The sequence below is a fragment of the Streptomyces sp. GbtcB7 genome (genome assembly GCF_019091445.1).
GTDB classification, from domain to species: Bacteria; Actinomycetota; Actinomycetes; order Streptomycetales; family Streptomycetaceae; genus Streptomyces; species Streptomyces mirabilis.
Genome location: NZ_JAGXJM010000039.1, coordinates 1 through 23,918 on the forward strand (window position 1 = coordinate 1; position 23,918 = coordinate 23,918).

Below are 23,918 nucleotides of genomic sequence, written 5' to 3' on the forward strand. Positions count from 1 at the left end.
CCCACATCACCGCACACCAAAACAACACCACCGTCTTCACCGCACAACTCACCACCCACACCCCCACCGACACCACCCAAAAGAACGTTTCATCCCGGTGAGGTTGTTCGGTTCGAGGTTCAGGTGTCGCGCCAGTTCGGGGTGAATTCGCGGGTGGGTCGTCGACTTATAAGGGAATGACTTTGAATCCTTCGGCGCCGGGATCGCGTTGGACGACTTCCACGTCGGGGCCGAATCCAGGCCGTTGCCTCTCAACTCGGCCCGCCAGGTGGTGAGCGTGACCCCGATCAGTCGCCAGCGTGCTTCGGAGAGGTCACTGGGATACGCGCGAGCGAGGTCAAGCGGGGGGACGCCTTGGGATCAGACGGGAGCGAACTGACGGAAGCGGGCTGACCAGCGATGTCCCCGTCGCATCCGCCGCATCGGACGCGTCTGCCGCAATGACTGGACCTCGCCTAGCCCGGCCCCCGCAACTCACCCCCCGCAGCCGGGCTGGGACCGGGCTTTGCCGTGATAGGCCGTAATCCACTTGACCTGGCCACGGGTCAACGCTGCACTGTGGCGGGACACCACGAGTCGTGGTGCCGGTACCCCAGGGAGGCAGCGGCAGCAATGGAGATTCGTCCCACGACCGACCAGGACCTCGACGTCTTCGTCGACACACTCCATGCCGCGTTCGGGCGCTTCCCTGAAACCCCGACCGAGGGCGGCGGGGTCTGGTGGTCGGCGCTCGAAATGGACCGCAACCTGCTCGCCCTGACGGCCGACGGGCGGCCCGTCGGCACGGCCGGTTCGTACTCCTTCGAGCTCACCCTGCCCGGTGAGATCCTCGTCCCGGCCGCCGGGGTGACCGCCGTCGGCGTCCTGCCCTCGCACCGACGCCAGGGCGTGCTCAGCGCGATGATGCGGCATCAGCTCACCGAGCTGCGGGCGCGCGGGGAGTTCCTCTCCGTGCTGCTGGCCTCCGAGGCCCTGATCTACCGCAGGTTCGGCTACGGACCCGCGACCTACACACAGCGGCTGACGGTGCCGCGCCACCAGGCCGCCCTCGCCCTCCCCCGGGCGCGCGGAACAGCCGAGGCCCCAGAGACCGGCTCGGTCGAGGTGCTGCGGCGTGCCGAGTGCGGCGAGATCCTGGAAGAGGTCTACGACCGCTACCGCCACGCACAGCCCGGCGCACTGTCCCGCCCGCACCGCTGGTGGGCCTTGGGCGCGGGGCAGCCCCCGGTCGCTTCGGCGCCGCGCTACGTCGCCGTCCACCGGGACTCCGACGGAGTCCCGGACGGGTACGCCAGCTACTCGATCGGCGAGCCCAGCACCTTGACGGTGGACGAGACCATCGCCGCCGACGACGCCGTCTTCACAGCCCTGGCCCGGTTCGTGCTCGGACACGACCTGGTCACTCAGGTCGTGTTCAAGCACTTCCCGCCCGAGCACCCGCTGCGCTGGCAGTTGGCGGACTTCCGCGCCGGCCAGGTGAGCCATGACACCGACTGGCTCTGGGTACGACTGCTGGACGTCCCGCGTGCGCTGAACGCGCGCGGCTGGTTCGTGGACGGCGAGCTCGTCCTCGACGTCGACGACCCGTTCCTCGGCGAGCACGGCCGCTACCTGCTGACCGTCCGGGACAGCAAGGCCGACTGCGTCCCGACGGACCGAGAGCCCGACCTGTCCCTGGACATGAGTGACCTGGGCTCGATCTACCTCGGCGGCACCGCCCCGAGCACGCTCGTGCGTGCCGGACACATCCGGGCCCACCGCCCGGGCGCGGCCACCCTCGCTGACGCACTCTTCCGCGCCGACCGCTCCCCGCACTGCCTGCACTGGTTCTGACCGCACGCTCGCCGACCCTGCACAAGTGATGAACAGTGGGAGCTGTTCAGGCGGGTGGTTCCGGTGACGGTCATCCTGCGCCCGCAAGGAGGCGGCCGGCGTCGCGCCGGCGACCGGGAGACGTTCGCAGCGATCGTGTTCGTGGCCACGTCGGGCTGCACCTGGTGACAGCTGCCGCCGCTGTTCGGGCCGTGCTGGCGTGCCGTGTACTGCCGCTTCGCCCAGTGGAGCCGTGACCGTGTCCGGGCACGGCTCCACCAGGTGATCCTTGACGCGCTCGGCAGCTGTGAAGAGCTGGACTGATGCCGGTGTGCGATCGACTCGGTGAGCATCCGCGCGACCAAAGGGGGCCTTTGACCGGACCGAATCCGACCGACCGCGGCAAGAAGGGATCGAAGATCCATCTGACCTGCGACCGCAACGGTCTGCCACCGGTGGGTAGTCCAGCGAACCGTCTCCTTGCTGGCGAGCTGCCGGTCGCCTCCACCGACGCTACGAACCCAAAACGGAACACTTCCTCGGCTTCGTCGGACTCGTCGGACTCGCCGCATTTCTGATCGGATACCGCCGACTGGCGAAGGCGGTCAGGGCCCCGAGCCGGTTGCCCTGCGGATCGAAGCAGATCAGCCCCATCGAGTCGGCGAACGCCGCAGCAAAGGCAACGCCGCAGCAAAGGCGGAGGGCTCATCCGCCATGCTCCAGCGCATTGGGAAGTAGACCAGCGGACCGCTGGCCTCCCGGATGCGAATCTTCCCAGGAGCAAACGCCCGCGGTTCCTCGCAAGAATCAAGCTGAAGGGTTCCGAACTCGGAGCCCGCTCCGCCGCTTCGGTCGTGACGGCGGCCAGTAGTCCGTCACGATTCGCCCTCGGCTGGAAGCTCGAGGTGCAGTTCGTAGCCCCCGTCGGCCGTTGGGCCGGAGGTGACGGTGCCTCCAAGGAGTGCGGCGCGCTGCCCCAGGCCGACCAGACCGTGGTGCGCACTGGGCAGAGGGAGAGGAGGCCGGGTCGGTGCGGTGTTGGTGACCGTGGCACGGATGGCGCCGCCCTCGTTGCGGATGCGAACCGTCGCACTGGTCCCGGGGGCGTGCTTGCGTACATTGGTCAGCGCTTCTTGGACGGTGCGGTAGATGGCGCGCTGAACGGTGGGGGGAAGGTCGTCGGACACGTCGGTCTGCAGCTCGACCTGGATGCCGCTGTTGTCGACCAGCCGTTCAAGGTCGGCCAGAGACGGCTGCGGTGTCAGTTCTGTGGGGCGGCCCCCGGAGGCGCGCAGGACGCTGACCATGTGCCGCAGTTCGTCCAGGGTCTGTACGCTCAGCCGCCGGATCGTGGCGGCGGCTTCCTTGACTTCGGCGTCCCGGGCGCCGACCTGAAGGGCTCCGGCCCGCACCGCGATCAGACTGACCTGGTGGGAGACCACGTCATGCATCTCCCGGGCGAGCTGCGCACGTTCCCTGGCCAGCACGGCCTGGGCGGTCAGCAGCCGCTTGTGGTCACGCGCCTCTGAGATCTCGGCGAGCCGCTGCGACAGATCGCCCCGGGTCTGGACGAGTTGGCCCAGGAAGACAGGAGCGGCCGCCGTCGCCGCGGTGTAGCCCAGAGTGACGAGGGTCGAGGTGGCCGCGAGGTTCAAATGCAGTGACGGCCATGAGGTCATGTCGCAGATCGTGAATGTCGTCACGCAGACGGCCAGCAGGGCGCGGTGTCGGGTGAATGAGGCGAGGGTGTACAGCGCGGCCAGCGCGGCGAAGACCGCGTCGGAGACCAGGACGGCGGGCAGCGTGAGCAGGAAGGTGAGCAGCGGCCGGCGACGGCGCAGGAGAAGGGAGAAGGCGGCAACCAGGGCGCAACCCAGGCGCAGCGACTCGTCGATGTGGACCTTGACCCAGACATCGAGCAGCGAGGCTCCGACGAGGACGGCGTCCAACAGCGGGGCGGGCGGGCGGCGAGGGGTCATCCCCCCTCCTGGTCCCGCGGGGGTTTGAGAAGGCAAGACCCTTCGGCGATCCGGGAGGCCTGGACGCGGCCGTCCACCTTGAGTTCCGTGAGGATGGCGCTCACGTCGTCCTTGACCGTGCTCGTGCTCAGATGCATCCGTGTGGCGATGTCGCTGTTGGACAGTCCCTCGCCGATGAGGACGAGTACGGCGCGCTCGCGGTCAGTGAGTCGGACGAGGCTGCGGGCAGCGGGTTCCTGGGGGCCGGCGTTCAGACAGACGTCCACGCCCGTCCGGGTGACCTTGGACGGCATTACGGTGCCGCCATCGGCCAGGGTCCGCACCAGGAACGGAAGCTGCTCGGGGTCGGTGTCCTTGAGCAGGAAGCCCGCGGCGCCCGAGCGAAGTGCCGTTGCGACATGTTCGTCCATGCCGATTGTCGCGAGCATGGCTACCACCGGAGGGTGGGACAGCCGACGGAGGCCGGCCAGGACGGTGAGGCCGTCGACGTCCGGCATCCGGATGTCCAGAAGCACGACGTCAGGGCATATCTCCTGCGCCACCTGAAGCGCCTGGCTGCCGGGAACCGCCGCCGCGACCTCGATGTCCTGCGCCGCGTCGAGGATGTACTGAAAACCCTTGCGAATCAGGGCCTCGTCGTCGACCACCAATACTCGGATCACGGGTGCTCCACTCACCATGGGGCCACTGTCCGATTCGTACCATGTCGTGACACTCCCGGCTGGTTCACAGCATCGAATCCAGCCAGTCGGCGGGGGCTGTCTCGGCCAGTCGGCGGGGGCGGTTCCGGACACCTGCCGGATGGTTGTGACGCACACCGTCCAGGACCCTGGATCACATGTTGCACGCCGTGTCAGAGGTCGCACCGTCCGGGGCGGCATCCGTTGTGGGGGCAGGTCCCGCCCCCTCCCTTACGGCGTCAACAGGACGGCTGATCGGACTCGACCTGGCCCGTGGCCTGGCGGTGTTCGGCATGTACGCGGCCCACGTGGGTCCCGACCCGTCGGTGGGCGGCCCGCTGGGCTGGGTGATGGAGGTGGCACGCGGCCGGTCCGCTGCCCTGTTCGCCCTGCTTGCCGGGTTCACCCTGGTCATTCTCACTGGTCGGCCACAGCCACGGACGGGGCGAGCCGGACGGCAGGCCATGGGCAGGGTACTGATCCGCTCCGCCGTCCTGGTTGCCCTGGGATACGCCCTGACCTGCCTGGACACCTCGGTGGACGTGATCCTCGCCGCTTACGGAATGGTCTTCCTCCTCGCCCTTCCGCTGTACCGGCTGCGAGCGGACACCTTGGCCGTCATCGCCGCGACGACCGCGCTCGTACTGCCCCAGGTCCTGTATCCGCTTCGAGCCGCGGTCGAGGGCGGAAGCTGGGCCGACGCCGTCATCGCCCACGACCCGCTGGCCCGGATCACCGATTCGGACGGGATCGTTGAATTGTTCATCACCGGCGCGTACCCGGTACTGACCTGGCTGCCCTTCGTCATCGCCGGAATGGCAGTGGGCCGGCTCGACCTCACCAGACCCGGCATACGCGCCAAGGTCGCTCTCCTCGGCAGCGCACTGGCCCTGCTCGGCTACGGCGGCTCTTGGCTGGCCCTGAACCTGGTCCCCGGCGCGCAGGCGGCCGTGAGCGCTACGACGGACGGCGGGGCGGCCGCATCGGCCTGGTGGTCCGACGCCGTGGGCGACCCCACCACCAGTACCCCGGACTGGCTGCTGGTGGCCGCGCCGCACAGCCAGACGACATGGTCGATCCTGGGCAACACCGGCGTCGGCCTCGTGATCATCGCCGCTTGTCTCTTCGCCACGGACCGGTTGGCCCGCCTGCGGCGGCTTGCCGCGCCCGTCATCGCGGTCGGCTCGGTCTCCCTGACCGCCTACGTCGGCCACATCATCGCCATCAAGGCCCTGGGCATCGACGACCTGCCGACCTCCGCTGCCCTGCCGACCCTGGCCTGCTTGGCCGCGGCCAGCATGCTGCTGGCCGTCGCCTGGACGCGGGCGTTCCGGCGAGGACCACTGGAGTACATGCTGCACGCCGCCACCGCACCCGCTCGCCTGATCAACTAGCCGGCTGTGGTCCAAGCCCCTTCCAGGACACAAACTCCATCGCCGATTCCGCGGCGCCCACGGTTTCCGAAGGTCTCGAACCATCCGGCGTCACGCCGGGCCAGGAAAGAGGTAAGCCGATGTCGGTCCGCCTGACATTCATGTGCGCGACAGCCGGGGACACCAGCAGGAGCGCAGTCTTCGGTGACGGTCTCCTCAGCGAGCACGGCCTGCACGAGGCACGCCTCGTCGGGGCCGCACTCCCCCCGTACTCGCTGGCCATCCGGGCACCGTCGACCCGTTGCGGGCAGATCGCCGACGCTCTCGGCCTGAACGCCACGCTCGAACCCGCGCTGCGCGACTTCGACTACGGCACGTGGCGTGGGCGCACAGTCGGCGAAGTCACCGCGCACGACCCCTACGGGTACGGCGCCTGGCTTACAGACCCGGATGCCGTGCCACACGGAGGCGAGTCGGTACGCCAGCTCTGTCGCCGAACCGCCGGCTGGCTGAGCAGAGTGCCGCCTGGCACGGGCGACGCACTGGCCATCACCGAGCCGGCGATCATCCGGGCCGCGCTCGTCCATGCTCTGTCCGCACCACCAACGGCCTTCTGGCATTTCGATGTGCCACCCCTGTCCGCGGTCTCCCTCACATTGCGTGGTGACCACTGGGACGTCCGGCCCGGGCCCGTCATCCCTAGAGGAGTCGGCAGCACCAGTCGCACTGTTCCCATTCCTTGTGTCGCGGCACGGAACCAGACGACACTCCTGTGGGACGAGACGGCGAACGACGAGCGGTACGACCTCGTCGCCTGGGTGTGACCCGCGAGCACGCTCATGTGCTGCCGTCGGATCGGCGGCAGCCATGGGGCCCTGGGAGCCCTCCATAAGGCGTGCGTCGATTGCGAGGTCACGCTCGTCGAGCGGACGCCGCGGTTCACGGAGATCGGTGCCGGAACCAGCTTGTGCCCAACGCCACGCGTGCTGCGCCGACTGGGCCGGCTCGACACGGTTGCCGCGCAGGCTACCCCGTCCCTCCCACTTGAGAGCTTCCGCACCTGGTCCAACGGGGCTGAGATCTGCCGCTACAGGCTGGGACGCTAAGCCGAGGACGAGTTCGAAGCGCTCGACCTGCAGGTGCAACGGGCCGATCTGCACCATGCCCTGGCCGCTGCGGTGCCACCCCAGTCAGTTCAGCGGCTCTCGGGAACGCCCGCATGGCGGCACACGCGACCATCCGATCGCTCGCACAGATGACGCGGCCAGCCGTTGCTGACCCGACCTGCCGACCAGCCACACCTGCAGCTTGGTTCCCTGCCGATACGGTACCGAGCGGCAGCCTCACGCAAGAGCTCGACCACCACCCGGACTTCGGGTGCGAAGCCACGAGCTCCAGGCACCGGGTGCCCGCTGGTCCGCGATCGCTGAGTGAGACCGCGAAGGAGCTTGCCGCCGGGGGACGCTGAAGCTTGGCCCGAAGTGACGTCGAGGAACTCGACGCCGCCTTGCAAGAGTTGGCCCGCCGCTCCTCAAGCCTACGGCTTCCTCACGAGTGGAAGACGGCGTGAAGACACCACGCATGCCCCGCCATAAAATGGGCACGGCTTGCTGGCATGAGCGTCACGAATATGCCAGCTTTTATTCCCGGCCTGGAACTCTCCCGCCGCTTCTACACCGAAGCAGTACGCCCCCTGTTGGAGGAGGTCTCCCCCGCAATCCCCCACTCCGCAGCACGCCTGGGCAGCGGCTCCGAGGTGCTCGGCTTCGACACCCCACGCTCCGCCGACCACGAATGGGGCCCCCGTCTCCAGCTCTTCCTCCGCCGCCAGGACGTCTCCCGGCACGCGGGACGCATCAGACACGTACTCGCCGAGCACCTCCCAAAGACCTTCCACGGCTACCCCACCCACTTCGCCCCCACCGGCGACCGCGACATCCGCGTCATGCGGGTCACCGACGGCCCCATCCACCACCGCGTCGAAGTCACCCACCTCTCAGGATGGTTCACCGACGCACTCGGCTTCGACCCCTCCTCCGGCATCACCCCGCGGGACTGGCTCGCCACCCCCACCCAGCTCCTCGCCGAAGTCACCGGCGGAGCCGTCTTCCACGACGGCCTCGGTGAACTCGCTCCCTTACGAACGGCCCTCCGCTGGTACCCGCACGATCTCTGGCTCCATGTCCTGTCCTGCCAGTGGCAACGCATATCCCAGGAGGAGGCCTTCGTCGGCCGCTGCGGCGAGGTCGACGACGAGCTCGGATCCGCCATGGTCGCCGCCCGCCTCGTGCGCGACCTGATGCGCCTGTGCCTCCTGATGGACCGCCGCTATCCGCCCTACAACAAGTGGCTCGGCAGCGCGTTCGCTCGCACCCCCATGGGCCCTCGCCTCACCCCCGACCTCACCGCCGTCCTCGCCGCAACCGACTGGCGCGACCGCGAGCAGCATCTGGCGCACGCCTACGAGACGGTCGCGGGCCTGCACAACCAACTGGGCCTGACCGACCGCGTCGACCCCGCCACTCGCCCCTACCACTCCCGCCCCTTCCAGGTCCTGCGCGCCGACCGTTTCTCCAAGGCCCTCACGGCCCGCATCACGGACCCGACGCTTCGCGATCTGCTGCCCGTCGGCTCCGTGGACCAGTTCCTCGACAGCACCGACGTCCTGAGCCGCCCGAAACTGACCCGCGCGGCAGGCCATGCCGTACGGAAATCCAGGTCAGAGTGAACCTGACGTGGGCTTCCGAGCCAGCAGCGTGCCACCGCAGCCGGCCCGGGGAGTCGACGAGGAAGTTCTGGAGCATGATCCGGCCGGCGCTCAGACCCCCCGGCCGTGGCGTGCGGAAGAATTTCCTCTGACTGGCTCTGTCTCCGCCAACCCGACACTGCGCCGCCTGAACTGCGGCCTGTCGGGGCCCAGCCGGCCCGCCTGGGCATCACTCATATCGTCCTCGCGGACTCGGGGCTCCCGGACTTCGACGTGCTCGTGAGCACCACATCCATACGGTGGAATCTCGTACCGTCGCTCTCGCCGCCTGCGCAAGGAGCCTCGAGCCCGGGACGATCGCTCGGCCGGAGGTCTGACGTCCCTCTCCCGACTGTCGGTCCGACCATCGCCAAACGAGTCGCTCCGCAGCTCGGAACGGTGGGAGCCCGAAGCTGCTTGCGTGCCACGGGTCTTCGCACCATGGTGGGCCATGCTGCGGCACATCATCCCCGGCCGGGGGCGGCCAAGTCGCCGTGTCGTCCGTGGGGCCGCGACCCGGCTACGTGACGGATTGCGTTGTTTCACGGAGGCGCTGCGGCGCGGGGCAGGTCAGGGTGGTGGTGTTCCGGGCTTTCGGTTGTGCGTGCCCGCGGGGCCCGACAGCGTGTGAAGGGTGAGTGGGCTGTGAGGCTGGTGATCACACCACGCTGGGGAGCAGTTATCCGTCCGGGAGCGGACACCCGATTCCGGGATATCGTCCGGCCCGCGTCCTGCCCTGAAGCGACCCGGACCCGACTCCCTGCGCACGCGCCGACCACGCCGGTGGTCGTCACTTCGGTGTGCCCGGCCGGGAGGGCCAACTTCCCCTTGCCCCAAAGGTGATGGAGGATCCACACATGACTCCGCAGCGAACTGATGGGGCGCCGTCGGCCGACGCGGCCAACGCCTACCTGGAGGCACTCCGTGAGCGGCTGGCGACCGACGGATGCGGGGTGACCGCAACCACCTGGCGCGACTACCGGGTAGTGATCGGCAGTCGCTCGAACCGCAGGGTGCGGTGGTTCGGCACCAAGGTGGAGCTGTTCGTCCTCGCCGCCGCTACCCCCGAGGTCGACGACGCCTCGATGGCCGAGTTCACCGGGTGGGCAATGGACTATGTGAAGAGTCTCCGCAGCGGTCTGCCCGGCGCCCGCAACGCGACCATGATCCTGCCCGCCCTGGCCGGCGGCAGCGTCCAGCCGTCCGCGAGGAACTGGGCTGCCAAAGACGCACGGATCCTCGGGACGTCCCTGATCGGCCGACCCGTCACGGTGGAGACGCCGGCCTCGAGGGCCACCCGAGTCACCATGTACCGGGGCAAGGTCGTGTACGGCGGGATGTTCACGCGTCACGTCCTGGAAAAGGCGTCGCTGTACTTCCGCTGAGTACTCCGCTGAGGCTTCCCCTGCGTACTCCCCTGAGGCGATCGCCAGGCCCAAGAGTCAGACCGACGGCCCCACTCCCGTGGTCAACGACGTCGCCCACACCCAATACGTCTTGAATGTTCGTACGCGTCGACGGGGACTGCACCTTCAAGGCAGCCGGTGTCGTCCAACTCCAGCGATCGCGGGGCGGTGGACCCCTCCGCCGTCCGTCTCTCCATGAACCGTACGAGTGCTCTTCGCCGGTCGCCAGTGAGACGCCGCAGATGGGTCCCCATGCCGTTCCGCCCCAGGCACGTCGTCGCTTCCGCGAGGCCTGCTCACCGGATGTGCGAGGTGGTCCTGCTGACCCATTGGGACAGCGTGAGCTGCATGGTCAGGTTCGCTCGGTGTGGCCTGCGGTGACGGGGCGACGCGTGGCCGCGATCGGGCCGGGTACCCGCGTGAGTCCGCGTGCTTCGGCCTTTGCCGCAGGCCAGAGCGTCGCGCAGCAGAGATAGGTGTGCGGGCACGGCTGCGAGGCGGTCGTACTCGCCCCGGCATGTGTGGCAGGTCGCCAGGTGAGCTCGCACCGCACCCGCCTCATCGGAGGCGAGGGTCTTGCGTTCGCTTCCGGCCAGAAGTTCACGGATCGTGCGGCATTCCTCGAGGGCCGTCTTCTCGTCGGACTTCGTCAGGCACTGGGTTGCGGTCATGGTGAAACCTCCGTTCAGGGTTTCACCTTGGCTCAGGAGCGGCCCTCAGCGCGTCGTCCCCACGCAGCGACTTCCGGCTACCACGGCTGCAGTACACGGTACGTCGGCCTGCGGCTGGGGCAGAAGGTGGACGCACCGAGCCGGGGGCTATGCGGGTTGCTGGGATTGATCTGGTTCCGTAGCCGGACTGACCAGCCCGCACTGGTAGGCGATGACGACGAGCTGGGCGCGGTCACGAGCTGCCAGCTTGGTCATGGCCCGGTTGATGTGGGTCTTGGCGGTCAGCGGGCTGACGAACAGGCGCTCGGCGATCTCGTCGTTGGACAGGCCCAGTGCGGCGAGGCTCGTGACGTCGCGTTCCCGCGGTGTCAAGCTCTCCAGCCGCTCGTGTACGGCGGCCGGGCATGGGTCCGGCTGGGCCAGAAACCGAGTGATCAATGCGCGCGTCGCTGAGGGGGACAGCAGCGCCTCGCCGTCTGCGACCGTTCGGACGGCATCGAGGAGTTCCTCGGGTCGCGCGCCCTTGCCAAGAAAGCCACTCGCACCCGCACGCAGTGCGTCGGCGACGTGCTCGTCGTCTTCGAAGGTGGTCAGGATGAGCACTTTCACACTTGCGAGATCCTCGGACTCGGTGATGAGCCGTGTCGCCTCGAGGCCGTCCATCTCCGGCATACGGATGTCCATCAGGACCACGTCCGGGCGCTGTGAGCCGGCCAGCTCGACCGCCTCACGGCCGTTGGACGCCTCGGCCACGGTCTCCATGTCGTCCGTGGCGTCGAACAGCATGCGGAAGGTGCCCCGCAGCAGGGCCTGGTCATCGGCAAGCAGTACGCGAATCGTCATGCTCATGTCTCCGATTTCCTGCCGGACCGGGGCGCAGCGGGAGTTCCGCGGTCACGGTGAAACCGCCTTCGGGGCGCGGTCCCGCAAACAGCGTGCCCCCTATCGTGGTAGCCCGCTCACGCATCCCGATCAGCCCGTGACCGGCCCCCGGGTGAGGATGGTGCGGTCCGGCGCACCCGTCGTCCTCGACGGTGATCGTCAGCCGTTCACCGTGGTAGTGCAGGAACAGTCGGGCATGGTCGGCCCCGGCGTGCTTGCGCACATTGGTCAAGGACTCCTGCACGATGCGGTACGCGGCCAGGTCGACCGCCGGCTCGAGCGGTTCGGTGATGCCCAGCCACGTGTGGCTCACGGCCAGCCCGGCGCGTTCGAACGATGCCAGAAGTGCTGGTACTTGCGCGAGGCCCGGCATCGGGTCGCGGAGCGCCACCGGCTCGTCGGACTGCCGCAGCAGGCCTACGGTCACCCGTAATTCGTCCAGCGCGGAGCGGCTGGTGTCCCGGATGTTCTCCAGAGCCGTCAGGATTTGTTCCGGGCGCTGGTCCACCAGGTGGACGGCGACGCCTGCCTGAGCGTTGATCAAGGCGATGTGGTGCGCGACGATGTCGTGCAGTTCGCGTGCGATCCGAACACGTTCGGCCGCCACTCGCTGCTGTGCTTCTTGCTCGCGGGTGCGCTCGGCGTGCTCCGCTCTTTCCTCCACGGCCGCCACGTAGGCGCGCCGTGAGCGCAGCCCGTCCCCGACGGCGGCCGGCAGGGCCGTCCAGGCCACCATCGCGGCCTTGTCCGGGTCCAGCCACGAATTCGAGGTCCACACCGCGTCGGCGCCCACCAGGACGGCAGCCGAGACAGCGGCCGCGGTCCAGGCGGTACGCCGGTCGGTCCGCAGGGCCACGTTGTAGATGGACGCCAGAACCGGGCTTGTCACCAGCGGGCTCTCCCGAAAGCCGAGCATCTGAAAGATCACCCCGCAGCCAATGGTGACCGCCAGTACTCCGAACGGGTGACGGCGCCGCCAGAGCAACGCGAAGCAGCCGACGGCAGCCAGCACCACGGCGGACCAGCGCAGCACGAACTCGTGCTCGTGCGGGTCGACCGAGGCAGCCACCACCGACAGCACGCACAGCACAGCCACGCCCAGGACGTCGAGCGTGCGGCTCGGGGCTCGCCCTCGCCGCCTCCAACCGTTGAGCACCGTCATGCCATCACCGTAGGGTCGGTGGCCGGGTCGGGCATCGTTTCACCACGGCCCGATGCGGAGCGAGAACTCATCGACGCCCGCTGACACTGCAACGGTTCTTGTTGTGGGTGCAGGGCGGTCTTACGGGCTGTGCCCGCGTCGTTCGTAGTGGCTGATGCGGGCTTGATACCGGCGTCGCCGCCGCCACCCGTGCGACAAGTGCAGGATGCAATCCACCCGGGTGGGGCGGCGGTCGGTGAGCCGGCTGATCAATCGTCGGATCTCATCAGCGACGCTCAGGCGGACGAGCTCGGAGGATCCGTTTAGCTGGCGGCGCCGTGGACCAGCTCGTCCAGAGCAGTCCCGGCCGTAGATCCGCAGGCCGTGGCCCCTCGCCGCATGGCCCGCACACCCGTGCGGGCGATGCGGTGCCGGGCGGCCGTAGGCATCGGCGCAGGTGGTCGTAGTCGCAGCCCTTGTCGATGTGGAGCTTGGCCGGCCTTCACCGACGCGATCCGCGGCGCGAGTGGATGGGCGGGATGCGCCGCACCGTGGCAGGAGAGCCTGGCTGCCTTGAAGGTTCGCGCCGGAGATGCCGTTGCAATGGGGCAGTCCGGCGCGTCCAGGGTCGCTTTCCATACGGTGCTGTCGGGTACGCACCGGCCGACGGCAAAGACCGTGGCCGAGTTCGTCGTATGCGACGATCCGCGACATGTCAGTGGCCCATGGCACGATCGCGGGCATGACATCGATCGACGAGCGGCTCGTTCACGAGACAGCCGCCGAGTACGGCGTTCCCGGGCCCGTCGCGCAGGAGTTCATGGCCCGGTTCCGGCCATGCCTCTATCTGGTGCCGCACAAGGAAGTGCCTCCGTCCCGGCGGGAAAACGTCCGCTCCGCCGCACGAACGGGCGGGCTCCCCGCACTGCCGGACGGGGTGGACTGGCCTGAAGGGAGAGCGCCGCTCGTGCTGAGCGTCGACTGCGCGGCCCTGCCCCACGACGTACTGGACATCGAACTGCCCGCCGATGGGCACCTGTTGTTCTTCACCGAGATCGAGTACCCGCCAGAGTCGTCCGTGGTGCTCCACATCCCTGCCGGAGCACGCACCACGGAGCGCGCCGCGACGCATGAATTCAACGGTGAGGCCATGCAGATCAGGGTCTACGAACCACGCACCCTGTATCCCGTGCCCGGACTGACCCTCGACAGCGACTGGCAAGGAGGCCCGCATACCCGCGCGTTCTTGGACGGCGACGGAGACGAGGACGCGCTGGACAGTTTCGAGGAAGCCGTCCTCGACGCTGCCTTCGGCGGACATCGCCCCGGCGTCTGCGTGCAGATCGGCGGGTTCTCCAACCCGTGGGACATGGCACCGGACGAGGGCGATCTCGTGCTCTTCGCGCAAATGGCCGGGCAGGCGATCGACTACAACGTATTCACCATGAACCTGATCGTGGGCACACGGGAGGACATCGCCGCCAGAGAGTATGTCGGCCTCTGGTACGAGCAGCAGTGCTGAGCCGGGCCCTCGTCGTAGGGCCCCAACGGGGATTCCCGGATTCGAAAACCACACCGTCATCCCGGGCGTCTGGTCAACGCAGGCAAGGATCCAATCCTGTGGGTTAACAGTGGGTAGTGGTTCACCGCCGTAGCCGCTGCCACGAAGGTGAACGCACGGTCCGCGGCCGCACCGCCGAGTGCAGTGCAGCCTGGCTCTTGGGGGCCGAGGAATAGTCAAGTGTTGACCAAGTCGATTGCGCATCGCGACCAGTCCAACTCGCCCCTGGAACCCAACTCGTCCAGGATGAGGCGGTGCAGTTTGGCCTACATGCGCCGACGGCTCCACTCCATGAACCGCCGGTGAGCCGTCGCCCCAGATGGTCCGAACACCGGCGGGACCTGCGCCCACCTGGCGACCACCGCCTTGCGGCCTGGTCGCGCCTCCAGCACCACCCGCTGAAACAGTCCCCACAGCCCGTCGGGGACCAGGTGATCAACCATCAACACGCGTACAGGGCAAAGGGATCACCAATTGAGTTGATGACTAAGCGGCGCGGTTCAGCGGCACAGGGCCGTGTCCACGACACCATCCATGCGCTCCTTGACTGCCTGGCTCGGCTGCATGGTCACGGTGACGTTGGCCGCGCGGCCGTCCTCGGTGACGCCGCCTCGGGTCTCGTATCCCGTCATGCTGCCGCCGTGGCCCCAGTACACCCCGCCGCACGACAGCGGCGTGCTCACGAGTCCCAGCCCGTAGCGGGCACCGGCGGGAAAGGGGTAACTGGCGAGGACGGTGGTGCGCATCTGGTCGAGCTGAGCCTTCGGGAGAAGGCGGCCGGCCAACAGCGCGGTGAAGAACCGGTTCAGGTCGGAGTTGGTGGACACCATCTGGCCCGCAGCCCAGGCCCAGGAAGGGTCCCATTCCGTGGCGTCGACCAGAGGCGCGTCTGCCGAATCCTGGTAGTAACCCCTGGGATGGCGCTCCCGGATCGTCTCCTCTCCTGGGGCGGGGAAGTAGGTGTGGCGCAGTCCGATGCGTTTGATGACGCGCTGGTCGATCTCCTCGGCGAGGGGACGGCCGCTGACCTTCTGCACGATCAGGCCGGCCACCAGGTAGTTCGTGTTGCTGTAGGCCCAGTTCGTGCCGGGGGCGAAGTCGGCCTTGTGCTGGAGAGCGAGGTCGAGGAGTTCGCGAGGGTCGTAGTAGCGGATGTCGTCGCTGAGGAACTTGCTGTAGTTGGGAAGTCCGCTGGTGTGCTGGAGTAGTTGGCGGACGGTGATGTGGCGTCCGTCGATCCCGTCCCCGCGGACGAGACCGCGCAGATAGGTGTCGACCGGGGCGTCAAGGCCGATCTTGCCTTCACCGACCAGTTGCAGCACGACCACCGCCGTGAACGTCTTGGTGTTGCTGCCAATGCGCACCTGACCGTCCCGGGGCACCTTCGCTCCGGTGGCCAGGTCACCGACCCCTGCGGTGTAGGTGCGGGTGCGGCCGTCACGGTCTTTGACGCTCGCCAGCGCGGCGGGCACGCCGTCCGCGTGAACCAGCGCGTTCAGGCCCCTTTGGACGGTGTTCGGCCCGGCGGCGGCAGACGCCACGGGCGGGGCCAGGGCGCCCATCGTCATGACGCCGACGGCCACCGCGGCCGCGGCCGGCACGGCTCTACGCCGACCACTCCGCCGCCCGGACGAACGAAACCTCTGCCATGCCTGCTCACGCACGAGCCAACTCCCATGGAATCATTGGGTAACCACCGGCTTATGGGCCCAGCATCTCGGAAGTGACCGCGCGGGACGATCGTGGTACCCGCCCACCTCTAGGTAGGGCTAACCCCCGGCCGCTTGGTTGGCGGGGAACGGGGGCGGGGGACGCGGTGGCAGCGTCAGGAGATGCAGACGCGACGTCGAGCCGGGCCGGCAGTTCATCCAGGTCGGAGGTGGTGAACCTCCACTGGAACGGCTGCGCCGTGGCGTTGTAGCGGTCTTGTCGACGATCCAGAAGACGCGTCTGGCACTGGCGTACGGCTCGGAGGACATGACCTGGGTGACAAGGTTCATGAAGGGCACGATGCCGGTTATGGGTTCGGCGGCCGGGAGCCTGGATGGAAGTCTTCTCGTCCGCCGAGATCACGTACTCGTCCTCGCCCAGCGCGGTGCCGTCGAACGTGCGGGTGTACAGGTCCAACACACGCGCGGCCTTGGGCCGGAAGGCGGGTCGCGTACGAAGATCCAGGACTGGTACTGCCAGGAATTGAGCGCGTCCTGCTTGAGCCAGCGCCGCATGGTGGAAGGAGAGTTCGACCCGGAGCTGGTCCGGTCAACCGCCTCCGGACCAGCTCCGGGCAGGACCAGCACGACTGCGGGTGCTGGTCTTGGCGGGTAACTGGCGGGCCAGCGCCTTGACTTCGGCGACCTGCAACACGGTTAACGAGGCCGGCGGACCGGACCGCTTGCGGGCGGCGAGGGCGGGCAAGCCGCCGGTGGCGAACCTGCCCCGCCAGGTGCGCACCGGCACCGTGTCCACATGCAGCCGCGTCTGCGCGGATTTCCGGGCATTGGAGCCCCACGGGCAGCCGGCAGCACGGTGGCTGCGTGCTGCCGGGCCTGATGTGGGGTCTTGTGGCCGTAGGCCATTTTCTTGAGCCGGTGATGCTCGGAGACGGTCAAGGTGAGCGACACGGCTCGGGCCGCAGGCATGGAAGGGACACGACCGATCTCGGGGTGAATGGTTCGGGACGGTGAACCGCCCTGCGCCGACGCGCCGTCCGCTCCGCGCTCAAGGGTTGCCGGTACTGCCGGCCAGGGCTCGGCGCCGCTAGGAGCCGTGATCGGTGGTCGGTGCTTGGCCGAGCATGGCCGAGCATGGCCGATGTGTCTGGCTGCCGGGTGGGAGCGGATTCGAGGTCAGGGCAGGGTGAGGATGCGGGGGCCGTCCTCGGTGATGGCGATGGTGTGTTCGATGTGGGCGGCTCGGCTGCCGTCGATGGTGCGCAGGGTCCATCCGTCGGGGTCGGTGTGGTAGTCGTTGCGTCCTCCGGCCATGAGCATGGGTTCGATGGCGAGGGCGAGGCCGTGGCGCAGGGGGAAGCCGCGGCCGGGTCGTCCGTGGTTGGGAACGTGGGGGTCTTCGTGCATCTGGCGGCCGATGCCGTGGCCACCGAAGTCGGCCGGCATGCCGCAGTCGGCCTTGCGGGCCACCGTGCTGATGGCATGGGAGATGTCGCCGATCCGGTGGCCGACAGTGGCGGCGGCGATGCCGGCGTCCAGGGCCTGCTGGGTGGCGGCGATGAGTTCGAGGTCGGCGGGGCGAGGGATACCGACGGTGAAGCTGATCGCGGCGTCGCCGGTCCAGCCGTCGAGTTCGGCTCCGCAGTCGATGCTGACCAGGTCGCCGTCGCGCAGGCGATAGTCGTCGGGGATGCCGTGCGAGACGGCGTCGTTGACGGACGCGCAGATCACGGCAGGGAAGGGGGTCGGGGCGAAGGAGGGCTGGTAGCCCAGGAACGGAGAACGTGCTCCGGCCTTGGTGAGAACGGTGCGGGCGGCTTCGTCGAGTTCGCGCAGGCGAACTCCCACAGCTGCCGCCGCGCGGGCGGCTGCGAGTGCATGGGCCACGACGCGTCCGGCTTCTCGCATCGCCTCCAGTGCCGTGTCGGTCTTGATCTCCACCATGTGTCGTGACTCCCTGCCATGCGACTCTACCCAATACTTATACCGGTATTAGTATCACGGGTATGGTGAGAGTTCCTTTGAGTCCGCAAGAGCGGCAACGTGGAGAGCGCTTCGGGATCCTGCTCCGCCGGGCCCGTGGTGACCGCAGCATGGTCGACGTGGCAGCAGCAGCCGGGGTGTCCGCTGAAACGCTTCGCAAGATCGAGACCGGCCGGGCCCCGACCCCGGCCTTCTTCACCGTGGCAGCCCTGGCCCACGCCCTGCACCTGTCCCTGGACGACCTGGCCGCCGCCTGCGCGGAAGGCGCCGAAAGCGGCGAGCAGGCCATGTCGGCGTGACGGCCGGGCGCGCGCCATCCGGCTGAGGATCGGATGTTCCTGACGCAGCACGATTCGGACACGTACGTCGATCCCCGAAGGACTTCGAGCGCCGACCAGAACCTGCTGACGGTTACCTGTTCCCCGGTCGGCCATCCGGGGCTCCGGGGCTTGGACGGCATCTTCCAGTCGGACGGCCTGGAGCGCCTTCACCAGGCGGCGGGCCTGTACGGCTGGGACGGGTTGGACGGCTCGGCTGCGCCACTTCCCGCCGAAGCGCGGCAGCGACAGGCGCGCACGCGTAGGCCATATGGGTGACGCATGTCGCCGAAGAAGGACGACGACACCTGCACACCCGCCTGGGGCGACCTCGTCGTAGAAGTCGTGGCGGGCAGCACTCGGCATTCGGTCGTCAGCGTGGTTCAGCGGCGCTCGGTCCACGCCTCATCGGGGTGGCACAGCCGCCTCCGTGTCGGATCGTTCTGCTGACCACCTGCGGGCAGCACGGACCGCCTGGACGCGGGCAGACAGGCGCCTTCCGCCACGATCCTGAGCGGAGCCGCGCGGTCCGCATCACCGCACCACTCGGCGCCGCGTCACATTTCGGCCGCCACGGCATCTCCGGCAGACGCTGGGTGAGATGGCCTCGATGGCTCGCGCGGCGAGCTGCTGTGCAGGCGCGGGCCATAGGCGGCAGCCAGTTAGCCCACCTGGCGGGATCTGGCTGTGCCGATCAGCGTTCCGCGAGGTCTCCTGTGCTTCCATCGCGCCAGGAGGCATATGACATGGCTGACAAGCGACAGCAGGACACCCACTCTCGGCACACCCCGTCCCGGCGCCGTGTGCCGGCCGCGGCCGCCCTTGCGCCCGTGCTCACCGGTGTGCCTGCCAGGGCCCGCGCCCTGTCCGCCGGACCGGAGGACCGCTCCCCGGCCGAGCCGGTAATCACCAAGCCGGCGGACTGGGCGGGCGTGGGCAACGCTCTCGGCCCGACCGGTGACCTGAGGCGGTTCATGTACCACACGGGCTTGCCGCGCCGGGACCTCACGGCCTTCTCTCGCGGCATCCGGATCAACCGCGCGCTCGTTCTGGGCACGCGCGTGTTCTATGTCCATCACCCAGACCACGGCACGCTTTTGCTGGGCGACGCCGTGGTCACCGAGCGCGAACTGCAGAATTTCAGATGCCCGCCGCGAGACCGTCGCCGACGGCCCTGCGATCCTGCCCCCGAGACGGGTCGCCACCACCTCCGTCAACTTCCAGCCGCTCGGCGGCGGAAAGGCCGCCCTCAGCGGTGACCTGGTCGTGATCGCCAAGGAAGTCCAACCCGTCCTCGTGGCCCTGCCGCGCGGTGGCGTCAAACTCGTCGAGGCGCGCCACCACAACCTCACCGACGATCCACACCTGTTCTTCGTCCACTACTGGGCCGTCGGCGACGCCGTCAGCCTCGCCAAGGCCATTCGCCGGGCCGTGGACACCACCAACGTCGTACGCACGCCCGGAGGAGCCGCCTGATGACTGCGGACAACGAGACAAACATCTGCCCGTTCGACTTCAGCGAAGCCCTGGAGTTCGACCCTGAGCTCGCGGACCTGATGGACCGCGATTCCCCCACTCGCATCCGGCTTCCCTACGGCGATGCGGACGCCTGGCTGATCACCGGATTCGACGCCGTCAAGCAGGTGACCACCGATCACCGGCTCAGCCGGGCCGCCATCATCGGCCACGACTACCCCCGGCTGACCCCGGAGCCCATCGTCTCGCCCGAATCGATCAACGTGATGGACCCGCCGCACAGCAGCCGTGTCCGCCAGCTGGCCTCGCAGGCCTTCACCCAGCAGCAGGTCGACGGAATGCGGAGCCGGATCATCTGGCTCGCGGACGTCCTGCTGGACAGGATGGAGGAGGACGGCTCGCCGGCGGACCTGGTTCAGTACCTCTCCGACCCGCTTCCCCAGCACACCATCCTGGACCTCCTTGGCGTCGAACAGGAGGACTGGCCCCAGATGCAGGAGTCCGTGCGCCAGTTGCTCGTCGTCGGCGCGGGCAACAAGGAGGCTGCGGCGAGCGCCAAGGCCGATCTGACGGCCTACTTCGCCAAACTCGTCGAGCAGCGCCGGAGCTCACCCGGCAAGGACCTCATCAGCGCGATGGCCGCAGCGCGAGACGGCGAGGATCAGCTGGACGACAGGGAACTGGCGGTCATGGCACTGACGCTGACACTCAGCGGCCAGGACACGGCAACGTGCCAGATCAGCGACATCGCATACCTGCTCCTGACGCGTCCCGACCTGATGGAACACCTCAGGCGTCGGCCGGAGTCCCTGACTGACGTCCTGCAGGAGATGCTCCGCCACATCCCGTTCCGTAAGGGGGTCGGTATCCCCCGGGTGGCCCTTGAGGACGTGGAGCTGGACGGCGTACGGATCCGGGCGGGCGACTTCGTCCACGTGTCGTACCTGACGGCCAACCGGGACCCGAAGCGCTTCCCGGACTCGCACGTCCTCGACCCCGACCGGCCCTACCAGCCGCACATGACGTTCGGCTGGGGCGGACACCGATGCATCGCGGTGCCCTTGGCCATGGCGGAGATGGAAGTGGCGATCGGGCGCCTCTTGAAGCGCTTCCCCGGGCTGCGGCTTGCGGTGCCGCCGGAGGAAGTGCGGTGGGACACGGAGACGATCCGGCGCTTTCCGCTGGAGCTGCCGGTGGCTTGGTAGGAACGCCTGAATCGCGCCGGACCTGATGGGCTAGCGTATCGGCTCGCTCGGACGATGCGAGCCCTTCAGGTGGGGGCCCGGTGACGGCGTCCAGGCTCTCCGTGCCACTCACAGGTGTCAGCAGCACGATCCGGCACGGCGGTGGCTCCGCCGTCCCCGTTGACCTGCACAATCATGAACTCCGCATCGCTACAGTACTGTCGCAACTGCACTTCGCATGACGCGACCTCAGCCCATCCTGCAAGGTCACGCCTTACGGCGTGACCTTGCAGGTACGCGCCGTAGTGGCAGCAGCATCCTCGTCCACCCCTCGTACGAGCCTCGGCGCCGGACTCAACGGTGGGGGGACAAGTAGCTGGGCGAGGAGGGCGGGCGGCCGCTGACGCTCGTTCAGAGTGCCCCTGTCCGAGTGGGTCGCGCCGTACGGCAATTCGCGGAGCGTGCGGGGCCGCTACGATGCGCGATGGCTTCCTGCACAGAGGACCCGCGCTGCATCGCCATGGCACAAGACTCAGAACAGCGACTGAGCGGCAGACAGCGGTGCGGTCCGGCCAGCGCTGGACTTGCTGCTCTCCGTACCGAAACGACCTGAACCGCCTGCGGCGCCGCCCGTCGTGCGGCCTGGACGACGACGGCGCAGTCATCGCCTTCTTCGACGATGCCACTATCTCACTGGTTCGACGGCGGTGACCGTAGGCGCCAGCCATGATCCACGTACTGCAGGAGACCATCCGGCGGGCGGGGCACCTGGACGTCAACGCCCAGGCCAGGGCGCGTCTCGGACTGCTGAGGAGGTATTTCCCGATCGCTCAAAGAGTCGCCGGGTACGCTCCTTCAGTCCTTGGTCAGTCCTTGGTCGAGGGGAGTTGCTGAGTGGCCCGGTCAAGTGGCCCCGTTCTGCGCACCCAGAGGCTTGTGATGGAGCCGATCCGCCGCGGGGACAGCGACGATCTCTTTGAGGCTGTGGTCAGTCAGGACAGCGTCATGCGATGGCTGGCGACCGGCCGGGCGGACAGTCGGTCTGCGGCCAGGGCCATGTGCGACGACCACGTCGCCCACTGGACCAGACATGGCTACGGCGACTTCGCGGTCAGGGATGCTGCGACGCACGCGTTTCTGGGCCGGGTGGGACTGCGCAATCGGGCCCAGCACGGAGTTGACCTCGGCTTCGCCGTGCAGCCACGGGCCCAAGGCCGTGGGATCGCCGGCGAGGCGGGCCGTGCGTGCCTGGACCTGGCGTTTCGCCGCCTCTCGCTCCCTGCCGTCTTCGCCTTCGTCCTGCCCGGCAACACAGCCTCGATCTCGGTACTGCGCCGCCTGGGTGCCCAGGCGGACGGGACTGTCGAGTCCAGCGGCCTGCATTGTCTGCGCTACCGGTTTGACCCCGCCGGCACGGCCACCGCGAAGCATGTGGTGGTGTACGACGGTGGTGCGGACCTCCGATTGATCCATGTGCTGGGTCCCGGTTCTCCGGGTGATGGAGCCGCACTCCGCGCTGGCCTGTCCGACCCTTGCGGGGTGAACGGGTTCGCTCTGGTGTGGGCCGACAAGCAGCACACCCTCACCGCTGTCTCCGAAGGCCGACCGGTGGCTTCCGCGGGATGGCTGCTGCGGGACATGGCCTTCGACGGATCTCCGCGCCGCGCCGCGGGGTTGGGCGGCGTGCTGGTGCACCCCGCCCATCGAGGCCAGGGCATCGCCCGGACGGTGATCAGCGTGGCGGTCGAACACGCACGAGCGGCCGGCGCCGAGACGATGATTCTGCTCTGCCGCCCGGACCTCGTCCCGCTCTACACACAGCTGGGATGGAGCCGACTCTCCGTACCCGTCACCTTCCAGCAGCCCGACGGCGCTCGGACCTCGCCACTGATCACCATGATCTACGACCTGGCCGGCCTGCCTCATCCGACCATCAGCGTGGACCTGCGAGGCCTGCCCTTCTGATGCGCTGGGCAAGATGCGCACGGTCAAGCAGTTCGCCGACGCCCAGAAACGACAAGCGCACCTCGCCACGGCCGGTGACCGCCCGGCCGCCCTCGCCGCGAGCCGTCGCCAAATGGATACTGCGGCACCCGAAAAGCCCCACCGAGTCCGAGCAGGTCCAGCTCAAGACCGTCCGAACGCACTGCCCCGAACTCGCCGCCCTCACCCACCACGTCCGATCCTTCGCGGCCATGCTCACCAGCCGCCAGGGCGAGCGCCTGCCGGACTGGCTCGATGGCGTCCGGCAGGACGACCTGCCCAGCCTCCACACCCTCGCCGCAGGCATCGACCGAGGCCGCGACGCCGTCATCGCCGGCCTCACCCTGCCTTGGAACTACAGAGTCGTCGAAGGCCACATCAACCGGATCAAGATGGCCAAACGCCAGATTTTCGGCCGCGCAGGCTTCGACCTTCCACGCGAACGAGTTCTGCTCGCCCCGCAGTCGCTTTGTCGGTGCCTGGTGCGAGGGTCCCGGCGAAGCTATGCAAGGAGATCGGCATGGGCACCTGGGACATCGGTCCTTTCGACAACGACACAGCTGCGGACTTCGCCAACGCTCTCGACGACGCCGAACCCGAGGCATGCGAAGCCCTGATCCGAGGCGTCCTCATCCGGACGATCGATGCCACTGGCTACCTCGCGGAAGCAGAAGAAGCGGTGGCTGCCGCCGCACTGATCGCGGCGCAATGCCCCGAAGGCGAACCCGTCGACACGCCCTACGGCCCAGAAACACCCATGCCCGTGTTTCCCGATGACCTTCGGGCGCTCGCTGACGAAGCCCTCGCCCGCATCGCCGCCGGCGACGAGGCGGAGTCGGTCTCAAATTGGGTCGACCAGGAGGACTGGAAGCAATGGCGGGCGATGCTCACCCGCCTTCGCGCAGTACTCGCCTCGCCGCCACTTTCCTTCGCTCTCTTCGACGTCCAGCCTTGACGGAGCGTCACTCGGCCCAGAAGTCGAGCCAGAACCCGAGTTCCGACAGCGGTTGTTCAGCATCGCGGAAGTGCCTCGCTCGAGGCCGGGGTCGGTGCC

Annotated in this window: 19 protein-coding genes and 3 pseudogenes; 13 read left to right on the forward strand and 9 right to left on the reverse strand. The window is 68.4% G+C overall.

The features are described 5' to 3' along the window. Positions 1-234 precede the first annotated feature (234 nt). Positions 235-330, reverse strand: a pseudogene (locus KVT44_RS60760) (IS5/IS1182 family transposase); the annotation flags it as partial. Between the two features lie 282 nt (positions 331-612). On the opposite strand from KVT44_RS60760, the gene KVT44_RS43780 reads away from it, so the two are divergent. Both KVT44_RS43780 and KVT44_RS43785 read left to right on the forward strand, forming a co-directional pair. Continuing rightward, on the forward strand, positions 613-1,833 hold the full coding sequence (locus KVT44_RS43780) for a GNAT family N-acetyltransferase (protein WP_217573584.1): 1,221 nt from the start codon (positions 613-615) through the stop codon (positions 1,831-1,833). A 42-nt stretch (positions 1,834-1,875) separates the two neighbouring features. After that, positions 1,876-2,407 (forward strand): annotated as a pseudogene (locus tag KVT44_RS43785) (transposase); the annotation flags it as partial. A 280-nt stretch (positions 2,408-2,687) separates the two neighbouring features. Here KVT44_RS43785 and KVT44_RS43790 read toward each other — a convergent pair. Together KVT44_RS43790 and KVT44_RS43795 are read right to left on the reverse strand one after the other, a co-directional pair. Continuing rightward, complete coding sequence (locus KVT44_RS43790) at positions 2,688-3,791, reverse strand: sensor histidine kinase (protein ID WP_099918505.1); 1,104 nt, start codon at positions 3,789-3,791, stop codon at positions 2,688-2,690. After that, positions 3,788-4,453: a response regulator transcription factor gene (locus KVT44_RS43795; protein WP_217573586.1), complete on the reverse strand. Its 666-nt coding sequence runs from the start codon at positions 4,451-4,453 to the stop codon at positions 3,788-3,790. The genes KVT44_RS43790 and KVT44_RS43795 overlap by 4 nt, the downstream gene beginning before the upstream one ends. Positions 4,454-4,641: 188 nt before the next feature. On the opposite strand from KVT44_RS43795, the gene KVT44_RS43800 reads away from it, so the two are divergent. From KVT44_RS43800 to KVT44_RS43815, 4 genes are all read left to right on the forward strand, one after another. Beyond that, positions 4,642-5,865 (forward strand): DUF418 domain-containing protein, encoded by a 1,224-nt coding sequence (locus KVT44_RS43800; RefSeq protein ID WP_308314268.1) that lies wholly within the window; start codon positions 4,642-4,644, stop codon positions 5,863-5,865. 119 nt (positions 5,866-5,984) lie between these two features. Continuing rightward, positions 5,985-6,668, forward strand: a complete 684-nt coding sequence (locus tag KVT44_RS43805; protein WP_217573589.1) for a histidine phosphatase family protein — start codon at positions 5,985-5,987, stop codon at positions 6,666-6,668. An 806-nt stretch (positions 6,669-7,474) separates the two neighbouring features. Beyond that, a complete protein-coding gene (locus tag KVT44_RS43810) occupies positions 7,475-8,572 on the forward strand; it encodes a DUF4037 domain-containing protein (RefSeq protein WP_217573591.1) in 1,098 nt (365 codons plus the stop codon). A gap of 875 nt (positions 8,573-9,447) precedes the next feature. Further along, a complete protein-coding gene (locus KVT44_RS43815) occupies positions 9,448-9,975 on the forward strand; it encodes a hypothetical protein (RefSeq protein WP_217573593.1) in 528 nt (175 codons plus the stop codon). A gap of 317 nt (positions 9,976-10,292) precedes the next feature. Here the strand turns inward: KVT44_RS43815 and KVT44_RS43820 are convergent, their stop codons facing one another. From KVT44_RS43820 to KVT44_RS43830, 3 genes are all read right to left on the reverse strand, one after another. Further along, on the reverse strand, positions 10,293-10,667 hold the full coding sequence (locus KVT44_RS43820) for a zf-HC2 domain-containing protein (RefSeq protein ID WP_217573595.1): 375 nt from the start codon (positions 10,665-10,667) through the stop codon (positions 10,293-10,295). A 147-nt stretch (positions 10,668-10,814) separates the two neighbouring features. Further along, positions 10,815-11,510 carry a response regulator transcription factor gene (locus KVT44_RS43825; RefSeq protein WP_060896883.1) on the reverse strand — a complete coding sequence of 232 codons (696 nt, stop codon included), beginning with the start codon at positions 11,508-11,510 and terminating at the stop codon, positions 10,815-10,817. Continuing rightward, complete coding sequence (locus tag KVT44_RS43830) at positions 11,482-12,711, reverse strand: sensor histidine kinase (RefSeq protein WP_099918511.1); 1,230 nt, start codon at positions 12,709-12,711, stop codon at positions 11,482-11,484. Before KVT44_RS43830 ends, KVT44_RS43825 begins: the two co-directional genes overlap by 29 nt. A 721-nt stretch (positions 12,712-13,432) precedes the next feature. Between KVT44_RS43830 and KVT44_RS43835 the strand changes: the two genes are divergently transcribed. Beyond that, the gene (locus tag KVT44_RS43835; RefSeq protein WP_254650719.1) at positions 13,433-14,212 is read left to right on the forward strand and encodes a DUF1963 domain-containing protein; all 780 of its coding nucleotides are present in this window, start codon (positions 13,433-13,435) and stop codon (positions 14,210-14,212) included. A 221-nt stretch (positions 14,213-14,433) separates the two neighbouring features. Here KVT44_RS43835 and KVT44_RS58920 read toward each other — a convergent pair. The 3 genes and pseudogenes from KVT44_RS58920 to map all read right to left on the reverse strand — a co-directional run. Next, positions 14,434-14,694 (reverse strand): annotated as a pseudogene (locus KVT44_RS58920) (IS5/IS1182 family transposase); the annotation flags it as partial. Positions 14,695-14,751: 57 nt separating this feature from the next. Then, on the reverse strand, positions 14,752-15,852 hold the full coding sequence (locus tag KVT44_RS43840; protein ID WP_217573597.1) for a serine hydrolase: 1,101 nt from the start codon (positions 15,850-15,852) through the stop codon (positions 14,752-14,754). Between the two features lie 1,245 nt (positions 15,853-17,097). Further along, positions 17,098-17,865, reverse strand: coding sequence for a type I methionyl aminopeptidase (map, locus tag KVT44_RS43845; protein ID WP_217573600.1), 768 nt, complete (start codon positions 17,863-17,865; stop codon positions 17,098-17,100). Between the two features lie 62 nt (positions 17,866-17,927). Here map and KVT44_RS43850 point away from each other — a divergent pair, with 62 nt between their 5' ends. The 6 genes from KVT44_RS43850 to KVT44_RS43875 all read left to right on the forward strand — a co-directional run bounded on the left by KVT44_RS43850 (position 17,928) and on the right by KVT44_RS43875 (position 23,819). After that, the gene (locus tag KVT44_RS43850) at positions 17,928-18,203 is read left to right on the forward strand and encodes a helix-turn-helix domain-containing protein (RefSeq protein WP_190174364.1); all 276 of its coding nucleotides are present in this window, start codon (positions 17,928-17,930) and stop codon (positions 18,201-18,203) included. 992 nt (positions 18,204-19,195) lie between these two features. Next, positions 19,196-19,480 carry a DUF1259 domain-containing protein gene (locus KVT44_RS58925; protein WP_254650730.1) on the forward strand — a complete coding sequence of 95 codons (285 nt, stop codon included), beginning with the start codon at positions 19,196-19,198 and terminating at the stop codon, positions 19,478-19,480. Then, positions 19,404-19,697: a DUF1259 domain-containing protein gene (locus KVT44_RS58930; protein ID WP_254650731.1), complete on the forward strand. Its 294-nt coding sequence runs from the start codon at positions 19,404-19,406 to the stop codon at positions 19,695-19,697. Before KVT44_RS58925 ends, KVT44_RS58930 begins: the two co-directional genes overlap by 77 nt. Continuing rightward, entirely contained in the window at positions 19,697-20,902 is a 1,206-nt protein-coding gene (locus tag KVT44_RS43860) for a cytochrome P450 (RefSeq protein ID WP_099918516.1), read from the forward strand. Before KVT44_RS58930 ends, KVT44_RS43860 begins: the two co-directional genes overlap by 1 nt. A 918-nt stretch (positions 20,903-21,820) precedes the next feature. Further along, positions 21,821-22,846, forward strand: coding sequence for a GNAT family N-acetyltransferase (locus KVT44_RS43865; protein ID WP_254650732.1), 1,026 nt, complete (start codon positions 21,821-21,823; stop codon positions 22,844-22,846). A 538-nt stretch (positions 22,847-23,384) separates the two neighbouring features. Then, positions 23,385-23,819, forward strand: a complete 435-nt coding sequence (locus KVT44_RS43875) for a DUF4259 domain-containing protein (RefSeq protein ID WP_217573604.1) — start codon at positions 23,385-23,387, stop codon at positions 23,817-23,819. Positions 23,820-23,918: the final 99 nt, after the last annotated feature.

Coding starts and splice junctions, on each gene's coding strand:
- map (WP_217573600.1), bottom strand. CDS start 17,865: ATGGTGGAGATCAAGACCGACACGGCACTGGAGGCGATGCGAGAAGCC.
- KVT44_RS43805 (WP_217573589.1), top strand. CDS start 5,985: ATGTCGGTCCGCCTGACATTCATGTGCGCGACAGCCGGGGACACCAGC.
- KVT44_RS43860 (WP_099918516.1), top strand. CDS start 19,697: ATGACTGCGGACAACGAGACAAACATCTGCCCGTTCGACTTCAGCGAA.
- KVT44_RS43875 (WP_217573604.1), top strand. CDS start 23,385: ATGGGCACCTGGGACATCGGTCCTTTCGACAACGACACAGCTGCGGAC.
- KVT44_RS43780 (WP_217573584.1), top strand. CDS start 613: ATGGAGATTCGTCCCACGACCGACCAGGACCTCGACGTCTTCGTCGAC.
- KVT44_RS43830 (WP_099918511.1), bottom strand. CDS start 12,711: ATGACGGTGCTCAACGGTTGGAGGCGGCGAGGGCGAGCCCCGAGCCGC.
- KVT44_RS43835 (WP_254650719.1), top strand. CDS start 13,433: ATGACATCGATCGACGAGCGGCTCGTTCACGAGACAGCCGCCGAGTAC.
- KVT44_RS43865 (WP_254650732.1), top strand. CDS start 21,821: ATGGAGCCGATCCGCCGCGGGGACAGCGACGATCTCTTTGAGGCTGTG.
- KVT44_RS58925 (WP_254650730.1), top strand. CDS start 19,196: ATGTACCACACGGGCTTGCCGCGCCGGGACCTCACGGCCTTCTCTCGC.
- KVT44_RS43790 (WP_099918505.1), bottom strand. CDS start 3,791: ATGACCCCTCGCCGCCCGCCCGCCCCGCTGTTGGACGCCGTCCTCGTC.
- KVT44_RS43815 (WP_217573593.1), top strand. CDS start 9,448: ATGACTCCGCAGCGAACTGATGGGGCGCCGTCGGCCGACGCGGCCAAC.
- KVT44_RS43810 (WP_217573591.1), top strand. CDS start 7,475: ATGCCAGCTTTTATTCCCGGCCTGGAACTCTCCCGCCGCTTCTACACC.
- KVT44_RS43850 (WP_190174364.1), top strand. CDS start 17,928: ATGGTGAGAGTTCCTTTGAGTCCGCAAGAGCGGCAACGTGGAGAGCGC.
- KVT44_RS43820 (WP_217573595.1), bottom strand. CDS start 10,667: ATGACCGCAACCCAGTGCCTGACGAAGTCCGACGAGAAGACGGCCCTC.
- KVT44_RS43825 (WP_060896883.1), bottom strand. CDS start 11,510: ATGACGATTCGCGTACTGCTTGCCGATGACCAGGCCCTGCTGCGGGGC.